Source organism: Mesorhizobium shangrilense (assembly GCF_040537815.1).
Classification (GTDB): Bacteria; Pseudomonadota; Alphaproteobacteria; order Rhizobiales; family Rhizobiaceae; genus Mesorhizobium; species Mesorhizobium shangrilense.
In genome coordinates this window covers 230302-245376 of the sequence record NZ_JBEWSZ010000003.1, presented here as the reverse complement: position 1 = coordinate 245376, position 15075 = coordinate 230302, and the positions used below count along the sequence as shown (strand labels likewise).

Genomic DNA, 15075 nt, shown 5'->3' with positions numbered 1-15075 from the left:
TCAGGGTCTCCATGACGGGCGGTGCGGGGCCTCTCCCCGAACCTCCAAACCCGTCAGGAACCCTCCCCTCCGCCCTCTGCCTCTGCCGGCCGCGCGCCAGCGCCGGCTGGCATGGGAGTCGCGCAGCCGGTGGCTGGAAGGGGTGTAGTAGCTCTCAGGTGGATCGTTGAGCCGGACGCGGGTGCGCAGGAACAGGATGCCCGAACCGAGATTGCCGCAAAACAGGAACTCGACGGCCGGCGTGGTCTTCGGGCTGCCGCCGATCTTCCGCTGCCCGATCTGGCGGAAGGCGTCGTCAAAGCTGGACGGATCAGGCGTGGTGCGCGCTATCAGCTTGCCGTGGAAGACCCAGGGCGGTCGCTGAGGATCGACGCGGCCGACGGCGATCTGATGAAGCAGATCGAGCAGATAGGTGGGATCAGCGGGATAGGGACAACCCCGCCAGAGTTCTCGGACAGTGCGGCGGAGACCGTCGTGCAGCGCGAACAGCCGCGCACGGGCCTCGCGCCAGCGGGCGGAGCGCCTGGGCGCGCTGCTCGCGCTCGCGCTCATCCCACCAGATGTGGCGGCGGACCATTTCCTCGTCGACGCTATGCTGCCCTTCGGCGATGATTACGGCGAAGAGCGGCAGTGCCTCGCGCTCAAGGCGCTGCTTGCGCTTGAAGGCCGCGCGTTTGCGCGATGTGTCCCGATAGGGTTCGGGTCTCGGCCAGGGACGGAAGCGCATCAGGCACCCTCCCGGCGTCCAGCCCGCGCGCCATTGGAAAGGATGCGGATGGCTACGGCGATGCTGCCGGTCTCACGCGCGGCTTCTACATAGGCCGAGAGCGGATATGGGCTGGCGAAGAAGATGTCGCGCTCGATATGCATATCGAACGGCAGCTCGAGCGTGGCAAGCTCTTCGAGGCTGAAGGACCCGAGTTCCGGCGGCTCGTTCAGCTGCGCCAGTCCGAACATGATGTCGCCGTCCGCGTCGAGCTCGGCGGCGAGCCAGGTGCCGATGTCGACCGGATTGAAGAACCTGACCACCGGGACATGGTCGCGGCCGCTCCGGCGGCCGTTGGCGAGGAGCTGTTCACGCTGATTAGGCGTCAGCAGGGGCATGGGATTCTGGGCGATTTTACTCATCAGGCTTGCTCCGCGATGGGCGGCCGTAAGTCCTCTACGACCTCCTGACCCGTCACAACGAAAGGCGCCGTCCTCCTGGCTGGGAGGAGCGGCGCCTTGGAGTGGCGATGATCGGAAAGCCGACGGTGCGATGAGCCGCTTTGCCGAGGAGCCGGATCAGTTAGCGAGGTCGAACAGTTTCTTGGCCTTGCCTTCCAGTTCGAGCCGGACATCCTGGTGCTGCTTGTCGCGAGCAACACGGGTGATGCCCTGCACAAAATCGAAAACCGACGTTGGCGGATGGCCTTCGTCGCTGAGCACGGCTTCGATGATCTTCGTGGTTTCACCCTTCGAGAAGCCGCGCTTGCGCAGGAATGTCGTGCGATCGTCGTCGTCCCGGGCGACGATGCGCTCGCGCGCTGCCTTGATGCCGTTGACGAAGGGCATGGGCGAGGATTCGGCGAACTGGATCAGTGCCGGCTCGGCTTCGAGTGCAAAGCGCGAGGCGGCGTATTTGGAGTGGCGGATGGTGATTTCCTGAAAATCCTCGACGCCCCAGAGATTTCTGTTACAACACACTGCGCGAAGGTAAAAGCTTGCAATTCCAAGGGTTTTCGAGCCGACCTCGCTGTTCCAGGCGTAAAAGCCCCTGAAGAAAAGATCCGGATCGCCGTTCGGCAGTCGCCCGGCTTCGATGGGATTCAGGTCGTCAACCAAGAATACAAATATGTCGCGGTCCGAGGCATAAAGCGTCGTCGTGTCCTTGGAGATGTCGACATTGGGGTTGTAGATTCCCGTCGACCATTCGAGTACGCCCGGCACCTTCCAGCGCGTATCTCCGGTCCCGTTGCCGGCAATCTTCTGCACGGCCTCGACCAGCTCATGGTCGAAAATCCTGCCATAGTCGGGCCCGGTGACGGCACGAAGCTCAAGGCGGCCGTTCTCGATCTCCAGCGTCTTCACCTGTTCGGCCCTATGTGAGGTGAGGCCGAATTGCAGGTTGATGCCGGCGAGCGGCGCCGGAAGCTGGCGCAGGTAATTCGCCGGCGCTCCGACGAGGCCGGCGAGCTGCCCGAAGCTCCAGTGGGTCGGGGCGACGGGAGTGTCTGCCTGCGGCAGCATCAGTGTCAGGCGCTCGGGATTGTCGCGGCTGGCCTCGACGCGGATTGCCTCGCTTTCGACGATGCGCGTACGGCTGCGATCGGATCGCTGCTTCACCGAGTTGTGGAGATCGGCCAACGAAAGATATCGCTCGTCCGGCGGGCGGTTGAACCACTCAGACGAGACGCGGCCAATGCGCTGGCCGCGGCTGACATCCACCTTGTAACCATTGTTCCCGATCCGGTTCGGCGCCTGAATTTCCATCTGGGTCATAGCTCTTGCTCCGCGGCGGGTGCCAGGAGCCTCTCTCCCGGCCTTCACCCGCCGCCAGCATTCCGCTCCACCCTCTCCCTCCCGGCGCCGGCCAAGCCAGGCACAAGCGCTGTCGCTGCGGCAGCTATTGCGTCAGAGATCTGCGCGAAAGGTGAGGACTGGCCGCAGGCCGGCCCCAGCGCAACCGCAATCCGGTCCTGCGGCGAGACGCGCCCCAGTATTCCCAGTGGCTGGTCACCACCGGGATAAGCCAAGCCACGCCCTCGCCGGCGCATTCGCCCGATGGCGAGAACAATGGCGGTTGCCTCAATCGCGAAACCATGAATCAATGCGCATCAAGGGGATGCGGCGGCGTCCGGAGCATGGAGATGCGACGATTCAGAATTGCTGACCAGGTCATAGAGGAATCGGCGTCTGACCTGCAGGTCGTGCTGGCGGATGCCTACCAGCGCAAGAGTCGGCCACTCTGCCTGTGCAAGGAGCCGGGTGTGGCGATGTACATCGCACAGGTCGGCGACCAGTATATCGTCAAGCGAATGCCGCTCTCGGGCGACGGGCATGATCCCTCCTGCTCGGCCTACGAGCCGCCAGATGAGCTCTCCGGCCTTGGCATGCTCATGGGCGGCGCGATCCAGGTCGATTCAGAGACCGGGATGGCGGCGCTCAAGCTGGATTTCAGTCTTTCGAAAGTTGGCGCTCGATCGGCGTCTCCTGTGGGCGCCGGAGGCTCGGACAGCGTGGTCGGGGACACGAAGAAACTGTCCCTGCGCAGTCTACTTCATTACCTTTGGCATGAAGCCGAACTCACCGTCTGGATGTCGCGATGGGCTGGTAAGCGCCATTGGTGGAATATCCGGCGGCACCTCGTCGAAGCCGCCGGACAGATGACGGTCAGGGGCGGTCCACTCAGCAAAATCCTGTTCGTGCCAGAGCCGTTCCGGTCCGCCGACAAAACGGTGATCGAGCAAAGGCGCGCAGAGGCGCTTGCTTCCGCGCTGCCCCCGAAGAGCGGTCCCAGAAAGCTGATGATCCTTGTCGGCGAGGTCAAAGAATTCGGCACGGCTCGCAGCGGCCACAAGTTAATCGTCAAGCACATGCCGGGGTTCGTGTTCTTGCTGGATGAGAGCCTTCATCGTCGGCTTCAAACCCGTTTTGAAAACGAGATGGCTCTCTGGGGTGCAGATGAGGCATCGCATTTGATCGCCATTGCCACCTTTGGGTTGACACCGGCGGGGCTGGCGGTGATCGAGGAAATGGCAGTCATGGTGGTGGCGGAGAATTGGGTGCCCTACGAGTCCGCCTATGAAAAGAAGTTGCTCGATGCGCTCGCCAGGGTAAGAGAGCGCAGCGTGAAGAGTCTGCGCTACAACCTGCCGGCGGATAAGCCGGCCGTGGCCGCGATATTGCAAATTCCGCCACGAACGGTTGGACTTTACGTCGTTCCTCCTTCTTCCGATGGCGCATATGAGGAAACGCTGGGCGAATTGATCGCATCCCGACCGGAGTTCGATTCCTGGATCTGGCGGACGGCCGATGGTGAAATGCCGCCATTGCCTGTTCGGTAGGACCGAGTGCCCCTCACATGACGAGCATATGGTTGTCGGAAACCGATCTGCCCAGACCTCGTCCTACGGCCATTTGGCCGCAGGCCGGCAGCGACGCTTGCTTCTCCTGGGAAAAGACGGACCTCGCCAAGGCGTTCCAGGACGCGGTCGCGGCCTGATATCGGCGCCAATTCCCGCCCATGGGTCCGACGGCCGACCTTCCGTCTTGACTAGTCCCTGCCTACGGCCTATCTCACCGCCACGTTAGCACTCGCTTGGGTCGAGTGCTAACGCTCTCCGGCAACTGAGAACCATTCAACATCCGTACCAGGGAGACATCCAAAAATGGCAAAGTCGAAGTTCCGCCCGCTTCATGACCGCGTGGTCGTTCGCCGGGTCGAATCCGAATCCAAGACCGCCGGCGGGATCATCATCCCGGATACGGCAAAGGAAAAGCCGCAGGAAGGCGAAATCATCGCCGTCGGCTCCGGCGCTCGTGACGAAGCTGGCAAGCTCGTCCCGCTGGACGTCAAGGCTGGCGACCGCATCCTGTTCGGCAAGTGGTCGGGCACCGAAGTCAAGCTCAATGGCGAAGACCTTCTGATCATGAAGGAATCCGACATCATGGGCATCATCGGCTGACACGCCGCCGCCTTTCATCCGCACCATCCAATCGGAATTTCGGGCGAAATGCCCAGGAGTAAAAAATGGCTGCCAAAGACGTAAAATTCTCCCGCGACGCCCGCGAGCGCATGCTGCGCGGTATCAACATCCTCGCCGACGCGGTGAAGGTGACGCTCGGCCCCAAGGGCCGCAACGTCGTCATCGACAAGTCGTTCGGCGCCCCGCGCATCACCAAGGACGGCGTCACCGTCGCCAAGGAAATCGAACTTTCCGACAAGTTCGAGAACATGGGCGCGCAGATGATCCGCGAAGTCGCGTCCAAGACCAACGACATCGCCGGCGACGGCACCACGACTGCGACCGTTCTGGCGCAGTCGATCGTCCAGGAAGGCCACAAGGCCGTTGCCGCCGGCATGAACCCGATGGACCTGAAGCGCGGCATCGATCTGGCCGTCACCGAAGTCGTCGCTCACCTCGTCAAGAACGCCAAGAAGATCAAGACTTCGGAAGAAGTCGCCCAGGTCGGCACGATCGCCGGCAATGGCGACGAGTCGGTCGGCAAGATGATCGCGGAAGCGATGCAGAAGGTCGGCAACGAGGGCGTCATCACAGTCGAGGAAGCCAAGACCGCCGAGACCGAACTCGAAGTTGTCGAAGGCATGCAGTTCGACCGCGGTTACCTCTCCCCCTACTTCGTCACCAACGCCGACAAGATGGTTGCGGACCTGGAAGATGCCTACATCCTTCTGCACGAGAAGAAGCTTTCCAACCTGCAGGCCATGCTGCCGGTCCTCGAAGCCGTCGTGCAGACCTCGAAGCCACTGCTCATCATCTCGGAAGACGTCGAAGGCGAGGCTCTGGCCACGCTGGTCGTCAACAAGCTGCGTGGCGGCCTGAAGATCGCTGCCGTCAAGGCGCCGGGCTTCGGTGATCGTCGCAAGGCCATGCTGGAAGACATCGCCATCCTCACCGGTGGCCAGGTCATTTCCGAAGACCTCGGCATCAAGCTCGAGAACGTCGGCCTCAACATGCTCGGCCGCGCCAAGAAGGTGTCGATCTCCAAGGAGAACACCACCATCGTCGACGGCGCCGGCGAGAAGGCCGAGATCCAGGGCCGCGTTGCCCAGATCAAGCAGCAGATCGAGGAGACCACTTCCGACTACGACAAGGAGAAGCTGCAGGAACGTCTCGCCAAGCTGGCGGGCGGCGTTGCGGTGATCCGCGTCGGTGGCGCGACGGAAGTCGAAGTCAAGGAAAAGAAGGACCGCGTCGATGACGCGCTCAACGCGACCCGCGCGGCCGTCGAAGAAGGTATCGTTCCCGGCGGCGGCGTAGCACTCCTGCGTGCTTCGCTGGCTATCACCGTCACCGGCGTCAATGCCGATCAGACGGCCGGCATCGCCATCGTGCGTCGTGCGCTGCAGGCTCCGGCCCGCCAGATCGCGGCCAACGCCGGTGCGGAAGCATCGATCGTTGCCGGCAAGATCCTCGACAACAAGGGCGCGACCTTCGGCTACAATGCCCAGACCGGCGACTATGGCGACATGATCGCCATGGGCATCGTCGATCCGGTCAAGGTCGTGCGCACGGCTCTCCAGGACGCGGCCTCGGTCGCTGGCCTGCTCGTCACCACCGAAGCCATGATCGCCGAGGCTCCGAAGAAGGAGTCGGCTGGCGGCGGCATGCCTGGCGGCATGGGCGGCGGTGGTATGGGCGGCATGGGCGGTATGGATTTCTAAGGCCCACGTACCCCAAGAAAGGGCGGCAGCGGTGCCGCCCTTTTTCTTTGGGCGAACCTTTTTTGCCTACAGGGGGCCGGCGTCCTTGCCCGATCCAGGGCACCATACGGCGGTACTTCAATTGAGGACGCCAATGACTGAATTCATTCTGTTCGCCATAGGGCGGGCTTTCTTGCCAAGCGGTGGTCGGCACGCTCGCCATGGCCTACGGCGCGGTCTCGTTGACGGGCTGCTGTGCGCCGCAGCGGTCATCCGATCCAAGGCCGATCGGGCCGGGCGTATCCCAGATGGCGTCATCTGGTGGAGAACTCCTTCTGCCACTCAAGGCATTCCGACGCATCGCACCGGGCTACGAAGAAGGCCGACGACTGCTTTGCGGGCCTCGTCAATCTTGTCGCTGCGTTCCTCGCAAAGCCTATGACTGTAAACGGGCCTTAATACTTTTTGTTAGCTCGCAGAACCCTCTCGCCTGCGCCAAATACACCGTTTGAGCCCATGAGCCACTCAGGGGGTTGCCAAGGGAGAATCACACTCATAGTTTTGCTAGTCGCGGCCGGCACACTTTTCGGCGCGGTAGCCCAGGCTGCGAAGGGCTCTGTAAGAGCGGCGCTACTTATAAGACCGCACCCTGTGCGCGCCATCTTTTCGCGATGCGCAACAGGTGCTGCGGCATTATCGCGAACAGCGGTCGCGCGCAGGGTGCGTTTCGTGGTTGCGGCTGCGCCGCCATGTTTTCAATTCGCGCACAGGCTGCGTTTGCAAACGCCGCTTCGTAACACAACGCAAAGGATTTCATCGCATGGGTATTCGAAATTTCATCGTAGCAGCCTTCCTCGCCATGATGGTGACCGTCGGGTCACCCTCCGAGGCCCGCACCCCCTTCACCAACGACACCGCCTCCCGCATCCAAGCCCTGGCTCTGGTGGAAACCCTCAACGCCGACCTGCTCAGCCACCCCAGCGCTACGCTCACGCTGGAACGGTGGTGTGGTGACCACGGGCTGGCGCCGGAGGCGAAGATCGTTGCCCATCGCGTGAAGGGCGACCACAAACTGCTGCCGGATAATGCCCGCCAAGCGTTGAGCATCAGCGCTGACGAACCCGTGCACTACCGCCGCGTGCAGCTCGCCTGTGGCGAGCTCGTGCTCTCCGAGGCCGATAACTGGTACGTCCCGTCGCGCCTCACACCCGAGATGAACCAGGTGCTCGACACCACCGACCAGCCCTTCGGGAAGGTGGTCCAGCCGCTGCACTTCCGCCGCCAGACCATTAGCGCCGAGCTGCTGTGGTCGCCGCTGCCCAAGGGATGGGAGATGGACACGCCGCTGCCGGCGGCGGGGAAGGGGGCGCTGGTCATTCCCCACGAGGTGCTGCGGCACCGGGCCATCCTCTATACCGGGGCGAACCAGCCCTTCAGCCTGGTGGTGGAGACCTATACAGCCGAGGTCCTGGCCTTCGGCCGCCGCTGAATGCCGCGAACCGCCCCCTAGCCGATCCCTGTGACAGCGAGCGGTCGTAGGTTGCCGACTGAGCGCCTTTCTCTACTGTGTTTTCTGATTTTCGGACCAATGCGAAGCTGGCGAGCCGGGTTCTATGTACCGACCAATCGAGCGCAGGTAGGCGACGATCTCCGGTAGCAAAAAATCACGATCGCCAAACTCTTCGCCTATGCGTTTGAGATCCTCCGCCGCCGTCACCATCTCCTCCAGGTCACCGAGTACATAGCCTCTGTGGCCGATAGCGCAGATATCGCAGCCGGCCCCGATCACTTGGTCGACGAAGGCTGGAATCTCACTCGCCTTCATCGGCCGCATGCTACTTGTCATCACGATCATCCTCTCGTCGACTTTCTTATCTCACGAGCGAAGCTCATTCCGGTCCTTGGCCAGCTTTGTAGCGCTCGCTCCGGAAGTCCGACTACCTGGAAGTCCGTGCGCGCGATTCTGAACCCTTGTGCGCTAATACAACGTCAAAAATATTACGAGCCTGTGCCACAGCAATTCCGAGATCACGCGCTTCCCTCCGTGTCGCCTCATCGACCACCGGCAAATAGGCATTCGTCTCCAACCACTCCCGTAAAATGATCTTGATGAGATCCGATCTCCCAATTTTCATTTCAGCGGCGATGGAGATAAGGGCATCCTCGGTCGCCGGTTCCAATGCACGCCGGCGACGTTTCTGAGCATGAGGGCAGCGCGGCGCAGGATAATCTGCAAGTCTGCGCACGGGATATCCGTTATGCGATCGGCCGCTCTCTCAAGTTCTTCTGCAACAGTGTCATCGGGCTCCAGTCGTCCATTCCTCTGGAGGCGAAGCTTCGCGTCGCGGAGGGATAAAAATAGCCATGAACGGTCGGTCTGTTGATGTCAGTGGCGGCACGTCGTCATCTCAGACATGCACGCATATCTCGCCTTGCGGCCGACAGTCGAGGCGAGGCAGACATATTTTCATCAATATATCACCGGTTGATGGCGCGACTTGCATCAATACCTCTTTTCCCGTTACGCAGGCGTTTCGTCTGTCGCACTCGACAGCCAGGTAAAACGGCGCGATGTTACCTATCATCGAGGAGAAGCACATGCGAGACCTGCCACGCGATATCGATGCGGATGTGGTGATCGAGATCGGCAAACTGCTCGATGACACGGATGTTGGTCCTTTGCCGGTCCATGATCTCGTCAAGCAGGTTCGGACTCTGACGCAGTCGATCGTCTCTGATCAGGCGATCGAACAACTGATCGTCGAGATGGCGGCGAATCGAGGCTTGTCAATGATCTTCGAAATGCCGCCAGCTTAGAAAATTTTACCTAGGTCGAATCAAGCTCGCCTTTACGCTTTACTTAAGTTCCCAGCTGACGATTTGCCGGTTCGTCGCTCCTGCTCGATCTCGAAATTGATCTTCAGGCCAGCTCGCTCCACGGCCGAGATGTGAACGAAAACGTCCTGCCCGCCATTGTCCGGCTGAATAGAGCCAAAGCCTTTGGAGGCGTTGATCCACCTCACCGTCCCAGTCGCCATATGCGCATTCCTTGCCGACAAGCGGCGGCCAAGCGCGCCAAGATCGCCGGCATCCCGGTTCAAAACCCAAGCCTCACTCCGCAACTTCGCGATGAAGCCAGGTTCTGGACGCCTTGGTCCGTCCAGAACCTCCTCGAAACTCATAAAAACGGCCGGCTTGGTCGAGATCGCTCCGCCAAGATGGTCATCCGTCATTCTCGCCGTCGCCCCGTTGGCTTTCAGCGCGGCCATCAGCATCGGTCCGACAGAGAACTGCCCTGCCCTCGCCTTGTCGGTCAGCACCCGCAGACAATCGCCTGCCGAGTTGATGTGCTGAGCGCGCTGCAGGATGCAGGCAATCACGATCGCGGCGACTTCCTGGCCCATTACATGGCAAGCCTCCTCATACGCTGATGGTGAGACACCCAGATAGGCGCCGAGCAAAGGGACCGCGCGCGGCCACCCGAGCCTACCGGCGACGATGGCGTCAGCCAGCCATGGCCCAAGGTCACGCGCGGCGCGCTGACCATGGCGCTCGAGCATTGCGATGGTATCGGCGGCCCCGCCGACCGCATTCCCGTGTGCGTCAGCAAGACCCTTGATTTCCTATGGGGCGCCCACTGCCTCGTACCGTAGCTGTCAGTGTTGAGGGCCGGGAGTACGGAAGATCCGGATTTGCGGGATCAACGTCGCGGCGCTTTAACCCGCCTTCTTTCGCGACTACACGACCCGGCACGGGAGCTGGGCGATGGGCGCTCGCTCAATCTCACGGATGCGAAAAACGGATGCGCCTTTGTCGAAGTCATTACGCAAGCAGAAACGCTGGCATCTAAAAATCGCTCGAACCTTTGGCGCTGCTAATTCCGCCCGATCTGCACTGACGAAAACCACGGGGGCAACCTCTACGAGAGCATCACGGCTCAATCTGGCCAACACTGACAATGCGTTCTTCACACACGATACCGAGTGTGCGGTGCAGCACCCTTCCACTGCGAGTCGCCCGGCGGCCGGCTCCCCTTCCGGCCAACCACGCTCCTGACTCCTCTGCTCGTTGCGACCCTGGCCTGCTTGTCGAGGAAGCGTTCCGCGGTAACCACCATCGTCTCCAGGTCTTCACCAGCTTCGCCACTCCATTCCAACCCTCTCAGTGCCGCGGCCGGTTCGAGGCGCATATTATCCCCCGCCGCGGCAGCACGCTCGATCGTCTTCCGCACGGGCAAGATATCGTCCCAAGCCGCAAGCGCTTCGCGTTCGGCGCTGTCCAATGTCCGACAATGTCGGATACGCAACATAGCAGAGCCCGATTTATCACATTGCCAAAACGGTTTTCTCATTTGGCACGGTACATGCGCGGTCATCCGCAGACACGTCACGGACTATGGAGAAATTGTTCCATGATCGCCTCAGCTAAAGCTACCGGCGCCGCTGGTCTTCCGATCCATCCAAGGGTGACGCTCGAGTGAGGCCCGGCAACATGACGACGGTTGCTCATCCGGCTCGGCGCTGCCCCGATCCACCTATCCCACGATCGGGGGAGACGGGGCCGCAGCGTCTTCAAAGTGAGGAACAACTCACTTTGCCGCGAACCTTGCCCCTCGTCCACCACCACAACCGGAGCCATCGATGAAACTTTTGTCTGACGGGCTGCGCAGCATGCCTGCTGCGACCACCCTGGTGTCGACCGCTCCGGCTCTGGCCGTCACCGATGACGGCGAGGTGGCGGATTTCCAGCTCGACAACGGCATGGAGGTGGTCGTTATCCCCGATCACCGTGCGCCGATCGTCACCCACATGGTGTGGTACAAGATCGGCAGCGCCGACGAGCCACCGGGCAAATCTGGCATCGCCCATTTCTTGGAGCATCTGATGTTCAAGGCGGCGACGACCAACCATGCCGCCGGCGAGCTCGGCCGCGCCGTCTCCGCCATCGGCGGCTCGCACAATGCCTTCACCGATTACGACTACACCGCCTTCTATGAGACGGTGGCGCCTTCGGCGTTGGAGCAGATGATGAGCTTCGAGGCCGATCGCATGTTCAACCTCATCCTCACCGACGATGATATCGAGACCGAGCGCGACGTGATCATGGAGGAGCGACGCTCGCGCATCGACAACAATCCGCGGGCGGTTCTGGAAGAGGAGGTCGACGCCACACTCTGGCAGAACCAGCCCTACCGCATCCCGGTTATCGGCTGGATGCAGGAGATGGAGAAGCTAAACCGCACGGACGCCAAGGCCTTCTACGACAAATATTACACGCCCAATAATGCCGTGCTGGTGGTGGCTGGCGACGTCGAGCCGGAGACGGTGAAGGCGCTCGCCGAGAAGACCTATGCAAAGGTCGCGCGCGGTCCGGCCCTGCCGCCGCGCATCCGCTCGGCCGAGCCGGAGCAGAACACCAAGCGTACGGTGACACTGACCGACGCGCGCGTGTCGGTCCCGAGCTTCTCGACGCAATGGGTGGTGCCGTCCTATCATACGGCCGAACGTGGCGAGGCCGAGGCGCTCGACCTCCTGGCCGATATCCTCGGCGGCGGCAACCGCAGCCGGCTCTACCAGCAGCTATTGGTGAAGCAGGGCATTGCCGCGGAGGCCGGCGCGAATTTCCAGGGCACCATGCTGGATGCCACCAACTTCGCCATCTACGGCTCGCCGCGCGGCGATGCCAAGCTCGCCGACCTAGAAGCCGCGGCCGATGCCGAAGTCGCCCGCATCGCCAAGGACGGTGTGACCGATGACGAGCTGGACAAGGCCAAAGACCGCCGTGTCCGCTCGGTGATCTTCGCCCGCGACAAGCAGGGCCACATGGCAAATTTGTATGGCTCCGCGCTTACCACCGGCGGCAAGGTGCAGGACGTCGAGGAATGGCCGGACCGCATCCGCAAGGCCACCGCCGATCAGGTGAAGGCGGTCGCCGCCCGCTATCTCCTGCCTGACCATTCGACCACCGGCTATCTCTTGCCCAAGACGGAGAAGTGATGTGATGACGCACCAACGCCGTGGCTTGTTTGCACAGGCGCGCTCCCCTTGGAGAAGCGAGGGCAGCGCGCCCCGCCACCCCGCTGGGGACCCTTCTCCTCACCATTCTCTTTCGCTTCTAGCCGGCGCTGAACGCCTGAACATCCAGGAGTTGAGATCTGAAAACGGCATCAACGCCTGGCTGGTGGAGGACCATACAGTGCCGATCATCGCCAGCCGCTTCGTCTTCGACGGCGGCACCACGCAGGACCCGGTCGGCAAGGAGGGGCTCGCCAGTCTGATGACCGGCTTGTTCGCCGAGGGCGCCGGCGATCTCGACAGCGATGCCTTCCAGGTGAAACTCGAGGATGCCGGCGCCGAGATGAGTTTTAAGGCCCAGCGTGACCGCATTTATGGCTCGATGCGCATGCTGTCCGAACAGCAGAACGCCGCTTTCGATTTGCTTCGGCTCGCTGTCAACAGGCCGCGCTTCGGCCAGGAGCCGATCGATCGCATCCGCGCCCAGGTCCTCTCCGGTATCATCGCCAATGAGCGCGACCCCGAGTCGATCGCCCAGCGCAAATGGCTGCGCGCGATCTACGGCACGCATCCCTATTCGAGGCCGGGCGAAGGTACCAAAAAGAGCCTCGCCGGCATAACGCCGGCCGATCTCGGCGCCTTCCACAAGGCCATTTTCGCTCGCGACGGCCTGCATGTGGCGGTGGTCGGCGACATCGATGCGAAGACGCTGAGTAAAAAGCTTGACCAGCTGTTCGGCGATTTGCCTCAGAAGCAGACCCTCGCCCCCGTCGCCGATGTCGATCTCAAGCTCGGCCAACAGGTGGAGGTGAACTACGACCTTCCGCAGACCTTGCTGCAACTCGCTTATCCCGGCGTGAAGCGTAGCGCGCCAGATTTCTACGCGGCGGAGCTGCTGAACGAAATCCTCGGCGGCTCGCCCGTCACGTCGCGCCTGTGGGAGGAGGTGCGCGAAAAGCGCGGCTGGACCTATGGCGCCTATTCCAGCTTGGTCGACCACCAGCATTCCAACGCGCTCGTCGTCACCACGGCGACGCGTTCGGACAGGGCCGCCGGGACGCTCAGCCTGGTGCGCAAGGTGGTGAAGCAGATGGCGGAAGAAGGTCCGACCGAGTCCGAGCTCGAGGCGAGCAAGAAATATCTGATCGGCGCCTATGCCATCCGCAATCTGGGTTCCTCCAGCTCGAGTGCAGCCACGCTCGTCGAGTGGCAGCTCGACAAGCTCGGCATCGACTACATCCAGCGCCGCGCGGACCTCATCGATCAGGTGACGCTCGACCAGGTGAAGGCAGCGGCGAAGAAGCTGCTTTCGGCCGAGCCCGCCATTATGGTCGTCGGCCCGCCGCTGGGGGGCAAAGGATGAGCCCAGGACCCATTTGCCTCCGTTCGGGCGGCCCACCGGTTCTGTTCGGGCTCGTGATTGTCGTTTGGCTTCCATCGCTTAGAGAGTGAAGTGCCACCATGTCCGAACAACCCTTGCCGACGCTGCCGATGTGGCGCGTCGATCACATCGAGCCCTCGCCCGAGATGTTGGCGCTACGCGCCAACGGTCCGATCCACCGCGTGCGCTTCCCGTCCGGGCACGAAGGCTGGTGGGTGACAGGCTACGACGAGGCCAAGGCGGTGCTGTCCGACGCGGCGTTCCGGCCCGCCGGAATGCCGCCGGCGGCATTCACCCCGGATTCGGTGATGCTCGGTTCGCCGGGGTGGCTGGTCTCGCACGAGGGGGGCGAGCATGCCCGGCTACGCACGATCGTGGCGCCGGCCTTCAGCAACCGCAGGGTGGAGCTGCTCGCGCAGCAGGTCGAGGCGATCGCCGCGCAGTTGTTCGAGACACTGGCGGCCCAGCCCCAGCCCGCCGACCTGCGGCGCCACCTCTCCTTTCCGCTTCCGGCCATGGTCATCAGCGCGCTGATGGGCGTGCTCTACGAGGATCACGCCTTTTTCGCCGGGCTGTCCGACGAGGTGATGACGCACCAGCATGAAAGCGGTCCGCGCAGCGCGTCGCGCCTGGCCTGGGAAGAACTGCGCGCCTACATTCGCGGCAAGATGCGGGACAAGCGCCAGGATCCGGGCGACAACCTGCTGACGGATCTGCTCGCGGCGGTCGACCACGGCAAGGCGACCGAGGAAGAGGCGATCGGCCTGGCGGCGGGCATGCTGGTGGCGGGGCACGAGAGCACCGCCGCGCAGATCGAATTCGGCCTGCTGGCCATGTTCCGCCATCCGCAACAGCGCGAACGCCTGGTCGGCGATCCATCCCTGGTGGACAAGGCGGTGGAGGAAATCCTGCGCATGTACCCGCCGGGCGCGGGCTGGGACGGCATCATGCGCTATCCGAGGACCGACGTGACCATCGCAGGCGTGCATATTCCCGCGGAGAGCAAGGTGCTGGTCGGCCTGCCGGCGACGTCGTTCGATCCGCGCCACTTCGACGACCCGGAAATCTTCGACATCGGACGCGACGAAAACCCGCACCTGGCGTTCTCCTACGGGCCGCACTACTGCATCGGCCTGGCACTGGCCAGGCTGGAACTCAAGGTGGTGTTCGGTTCGATCTTTCAGCGCTTTCCCGCGCTGCGCCTGGCCGTGGCGCCCGAAGACTTGAAGTTGCGCAAGGAGATCATCACTGGCGGGTTCGAGGAGTTCCCGGTGCTCTGGTGATGCGCGGACGCAGCCGGGAATTGCGATCTT

Annotated in this window: 12 protein-coding genes and 3 pseudogenes; 8 read left to right on the top strand and 7 right to left on the bottom strand. The window is 62.5% G+C overall.

Translation table 11 applies throughout. From position 1 onward, the window contains the following. From ABVQ20_RS30310 to ABVQ20_RS30300, 3 genes are all read right to left on the bottom strand, one after another. Complete coding sequence (locus tag ABVQ20_RS30310; RefSeq protein ID WP_354463355.1) at positions 1-552, bottom strand: hypothetical protein; 552 nt, start codon at positions 550-552, stop codon at positions 1-3. A 174-nt stretch (positions 553-726) separates the two neighbouring features. Beyond that, on the bottom strand, positions 727-1104 hold the full coding sequence (locus ABVQ20_RS30305) for a DUF2958 domain-containing protein (RefSeq protein ID WP_354463469.1): 378 nt from the start codon (positions 1102-1104) through the stop codon (positions 727-729). 180 nt (positions 1105-1284) lie between these two features. Then, positions 1285-2481, bottom strand: coding sequence for a DUF932 domain-containing protein (locus ABVQ20_RS30300; RefSeq protein ID WP_354463354.1), 1197 nt, complete (start codon positions 2479-2481; stop codon positions 1285-1287). 368 nt (positions 2482-2849) lie between these two features. Here ABVQ20_RS30300 and ABVQ20_RS30295 point away from each other — a divergent pair, with 368 nt between their 5' ends. The 4 genes from ABVQ20_RS30295 to ABVQ20_RS30280 all read left to right on the top strand — a co-directional run bounded on the left by ABVQ20_RS30295 (position 2850) and on the right by ABVQ20_RS30280 (position 7856). Next, positions 2850-4046, top strand: coding sequence for a DUF1173 domain-containing protein (locus ABVQ20_RS30295; protein WP_354463353.1), 1197 nt, complete (start codon positions 2850-2852; stop codon positions 4044-4046). Between the two features lie 324 nt (positions 4047-4370). Continuing rightward, a complete protein-coding gene (groES, locus tag ABVQ20_RS30290; protein WP_006203049.1) occupies positions 4371-4667 on the top strand; it encodes a co-chaperone GroES in 297 nt (98 codons plus the stop codon). A 65-nt stretch (positions 4668-4732) separates the two neighbouring features. After that, positions 4733-6388, top strand: a complete 1656-nt coding sequence (gene groL / locus ABVQ20_RS30285) for a chaperonin GroEL (RefSeq protein ID WP_354463352.1) — start codon at positions 4733-4735, stop codon at positions 6386-6388. A gap of 799 nt (positions 6389-7187) precedes the next feature. Then, a complete protein-coding gene (locus ABVQ20_RS30280) occupies positions 7188-7856 on the top strand; it encodes a hypothetical protein (protein WP_354463351.1) in 669 nt (222 codons plus the stop codon). A 72-nt stretch (positions 7857-7928) separates the two neighbouring features. Here the strand turns inward: ABVQ20_RS30280 and ABVQ20_RS30275 are convergent, their stop codons facing one another. Together ABVQ20_RS30275 and ABVQ20_RS30270 are read right to left on the bottom strand one after the other, a co-directional pair. Beyond that, on the bottom strand, positions 7929-8213 hold the full coding sequence (locus tag ABVQ20_RS30275) for a Y4lK-related protein (RefSeq protein WP_354463350.1): 285 nt from the start codon (positions 8211-8213) through the stop codon (positions 7929-7931). A 214-nt stretch (positions 8214-8427) separates the two neighbouring features. Next, positions 8428-8678, bottom strand: a pseudogene (locus ABVQ20_RS30270) (hypothetical protein); the annotation flags it as partial. A 287-nt stretch (positions 8679-8965) separates the two neighbouring features. Between ABVQ20_RS30270 and ABVQ20_RS30265 the strand changes: the two are divergent. Then, a complete protein-coding gene (locus tag ABVQ20_RS30265) occupies positions 8966-9184 on the top strand; it encodes a hypothetical protein (RefSeq protein WP_354463349.1) in 219 nt (72 codons plus the stop codon). A gap of 32 nt (positions 9185-9216) precedes the next feature. On the opposite strand, the gene ABVQ20_RS30260 is transcribed toward ABVQ20_RS30265, so the two are convergent. Both ABVQ20_RS30260 and repC read right to left on the bottom strand, forming a co-directional pair. Then, entirely contained in the window at positions 9217-9405 is a 189-nt protein-coding gene (locus ABVQ20_RS30260) for a cold-shock protein (RefSeq protein ID WP_354463468.1), read from the bottom strand. 189 nt (positions 9406-9594) lie between these two features. Then, positions 9595-9885, bottom strand: a pseudogene (gene repC, locus ABVQ20_RS30255) (replication initiation protein RepC); the annotation flags it as partial. 1122 nt (positions 9886-11007) lie between these two features. Here repC and ABVQ20_RS30250 point away from each other — a divergent pair. From ABVQ20_RS30250 to ABVQ20_RS30240, 3 genes and pseudogenes are all read left to right on the top strand, one after another. Then, positions 11008-12363, top strand: coding sequence for a M16 family metallopeptidase (locus tag ABVQ20_RS30250; protein WP_354463348.1), 1356 nt, complete (start codon positions 11008-11010; stop codon positions 12361-12363). A 4-nt stretch (positions 12364-12367) separates the two neighbouring features. Further along, positions 12368-13744 (top strand): annotated as a pseudogene (locus ABVQ20_RS30245) (M16 family metallopeptidase). Between the two features lie 98 nt (positions 13745-13842). After that, positions 13843-15045, top strand: a complete 1203-nt coding sequence (locus tag ABVQ20_RS30240) for a cytochrome P450 (RefSeq protein ID WP_354463346.1) — start codon at positions 13843-13845, stop codon at positions 15043-15045. The last annotated feature ends 30 nt before the right edge of the window (positions 15046-15075 follow it).

Excerpts from the sequence above, each read along its gene's own strand:
- groL (WP_354463352.1), top strand. The coding sequence starts at position 4,733 with ATGGCTGCCAAAGACGTAAAATTCTCCCGCGACGCCCGCGAGCGCATG.
- ABVQ20_RS30265 (WP_354463349.1), top strand. The coding sequence starts at position 8,966 with ATGCGAGACCTGCCACGCGATATCGATGCGGATGTGGTGATCGAGATC.
- ABVQ20_RS30260 (WP_354463468.1), bottom strand. The coding sequence starts at position 9,405 with ATGGCGACTGGGACGGTGAGGTGGATCAACGCCTCCAAAGGCTTTGGC.
- ABVQ20_RS30250 (WP_354463348.1), top strand. The coding sequence starts at position 11,008 with ATGAAACTTTTGTCTGACGGGCTGCGCAGCATGCCTGCTGCGACCACC.
- ABVQ20_RS30240 (WP_354463346.1), top strand. The coding sequence starts at position 13,843 with ATGTCCGAACAACCCTTGCCGACGCTGCCGATGTGGCGCGTCGATCAC.
- ABVQ20_RS30300 (WP_354463354.1), bottom strand. The coding sequence starts at position 2,481 with ATGACCCAGATGGAAATTCAGGCGCCGAACCGGATCGGGAACAATGGT.
- ABVQ20_RS30280 (WP_354463351.1), top strand. The coding sequence starts at position 7,188 with ATGGGTATTCGAAATTTCATCGTAGCAGCCTTCCTCGCCATGATGGTG.
- ABVQ20_RS30295 (WP_354463353.1), top strand. The coding sequence starts at position 2,850 with ATGCGACGATTCAGAATTGCTGACCAGGTCATAGAGGAATCGGCGTCT.
- ABVQ20_RS30310 (WP_354463355.1), bottom strand. The coding sequence starts at position 552 with ATGAGCGCGAGCGCGAGCAGCGCGCCCAGGCGCTCCGCCCGCTGGCGC.
- ABVQ20_RS30275 (WP_354463350.1), bottom strand. The coding sequence starts at position 8,213 with ATGACAAGTAGCATGCGGCCGATGAAGGCGAGTGAGATTCCAGCCTTC.
- ABVQ20_RS30305 (WP_354463469.1), bottom strand. The coding sequence starts at position 1,104 with ATGCCCCTGCTGACGCCTAATCAGCGTGAACAGCTCCTCGCCAACGGC.
- groES (WP_006203049.1), top strand. The coding sequence starts at position 4,371 with ATGGCAAAGTCGAAGTTCCGCCCGCTTCATGACCGCGTGGTCGTTCGC.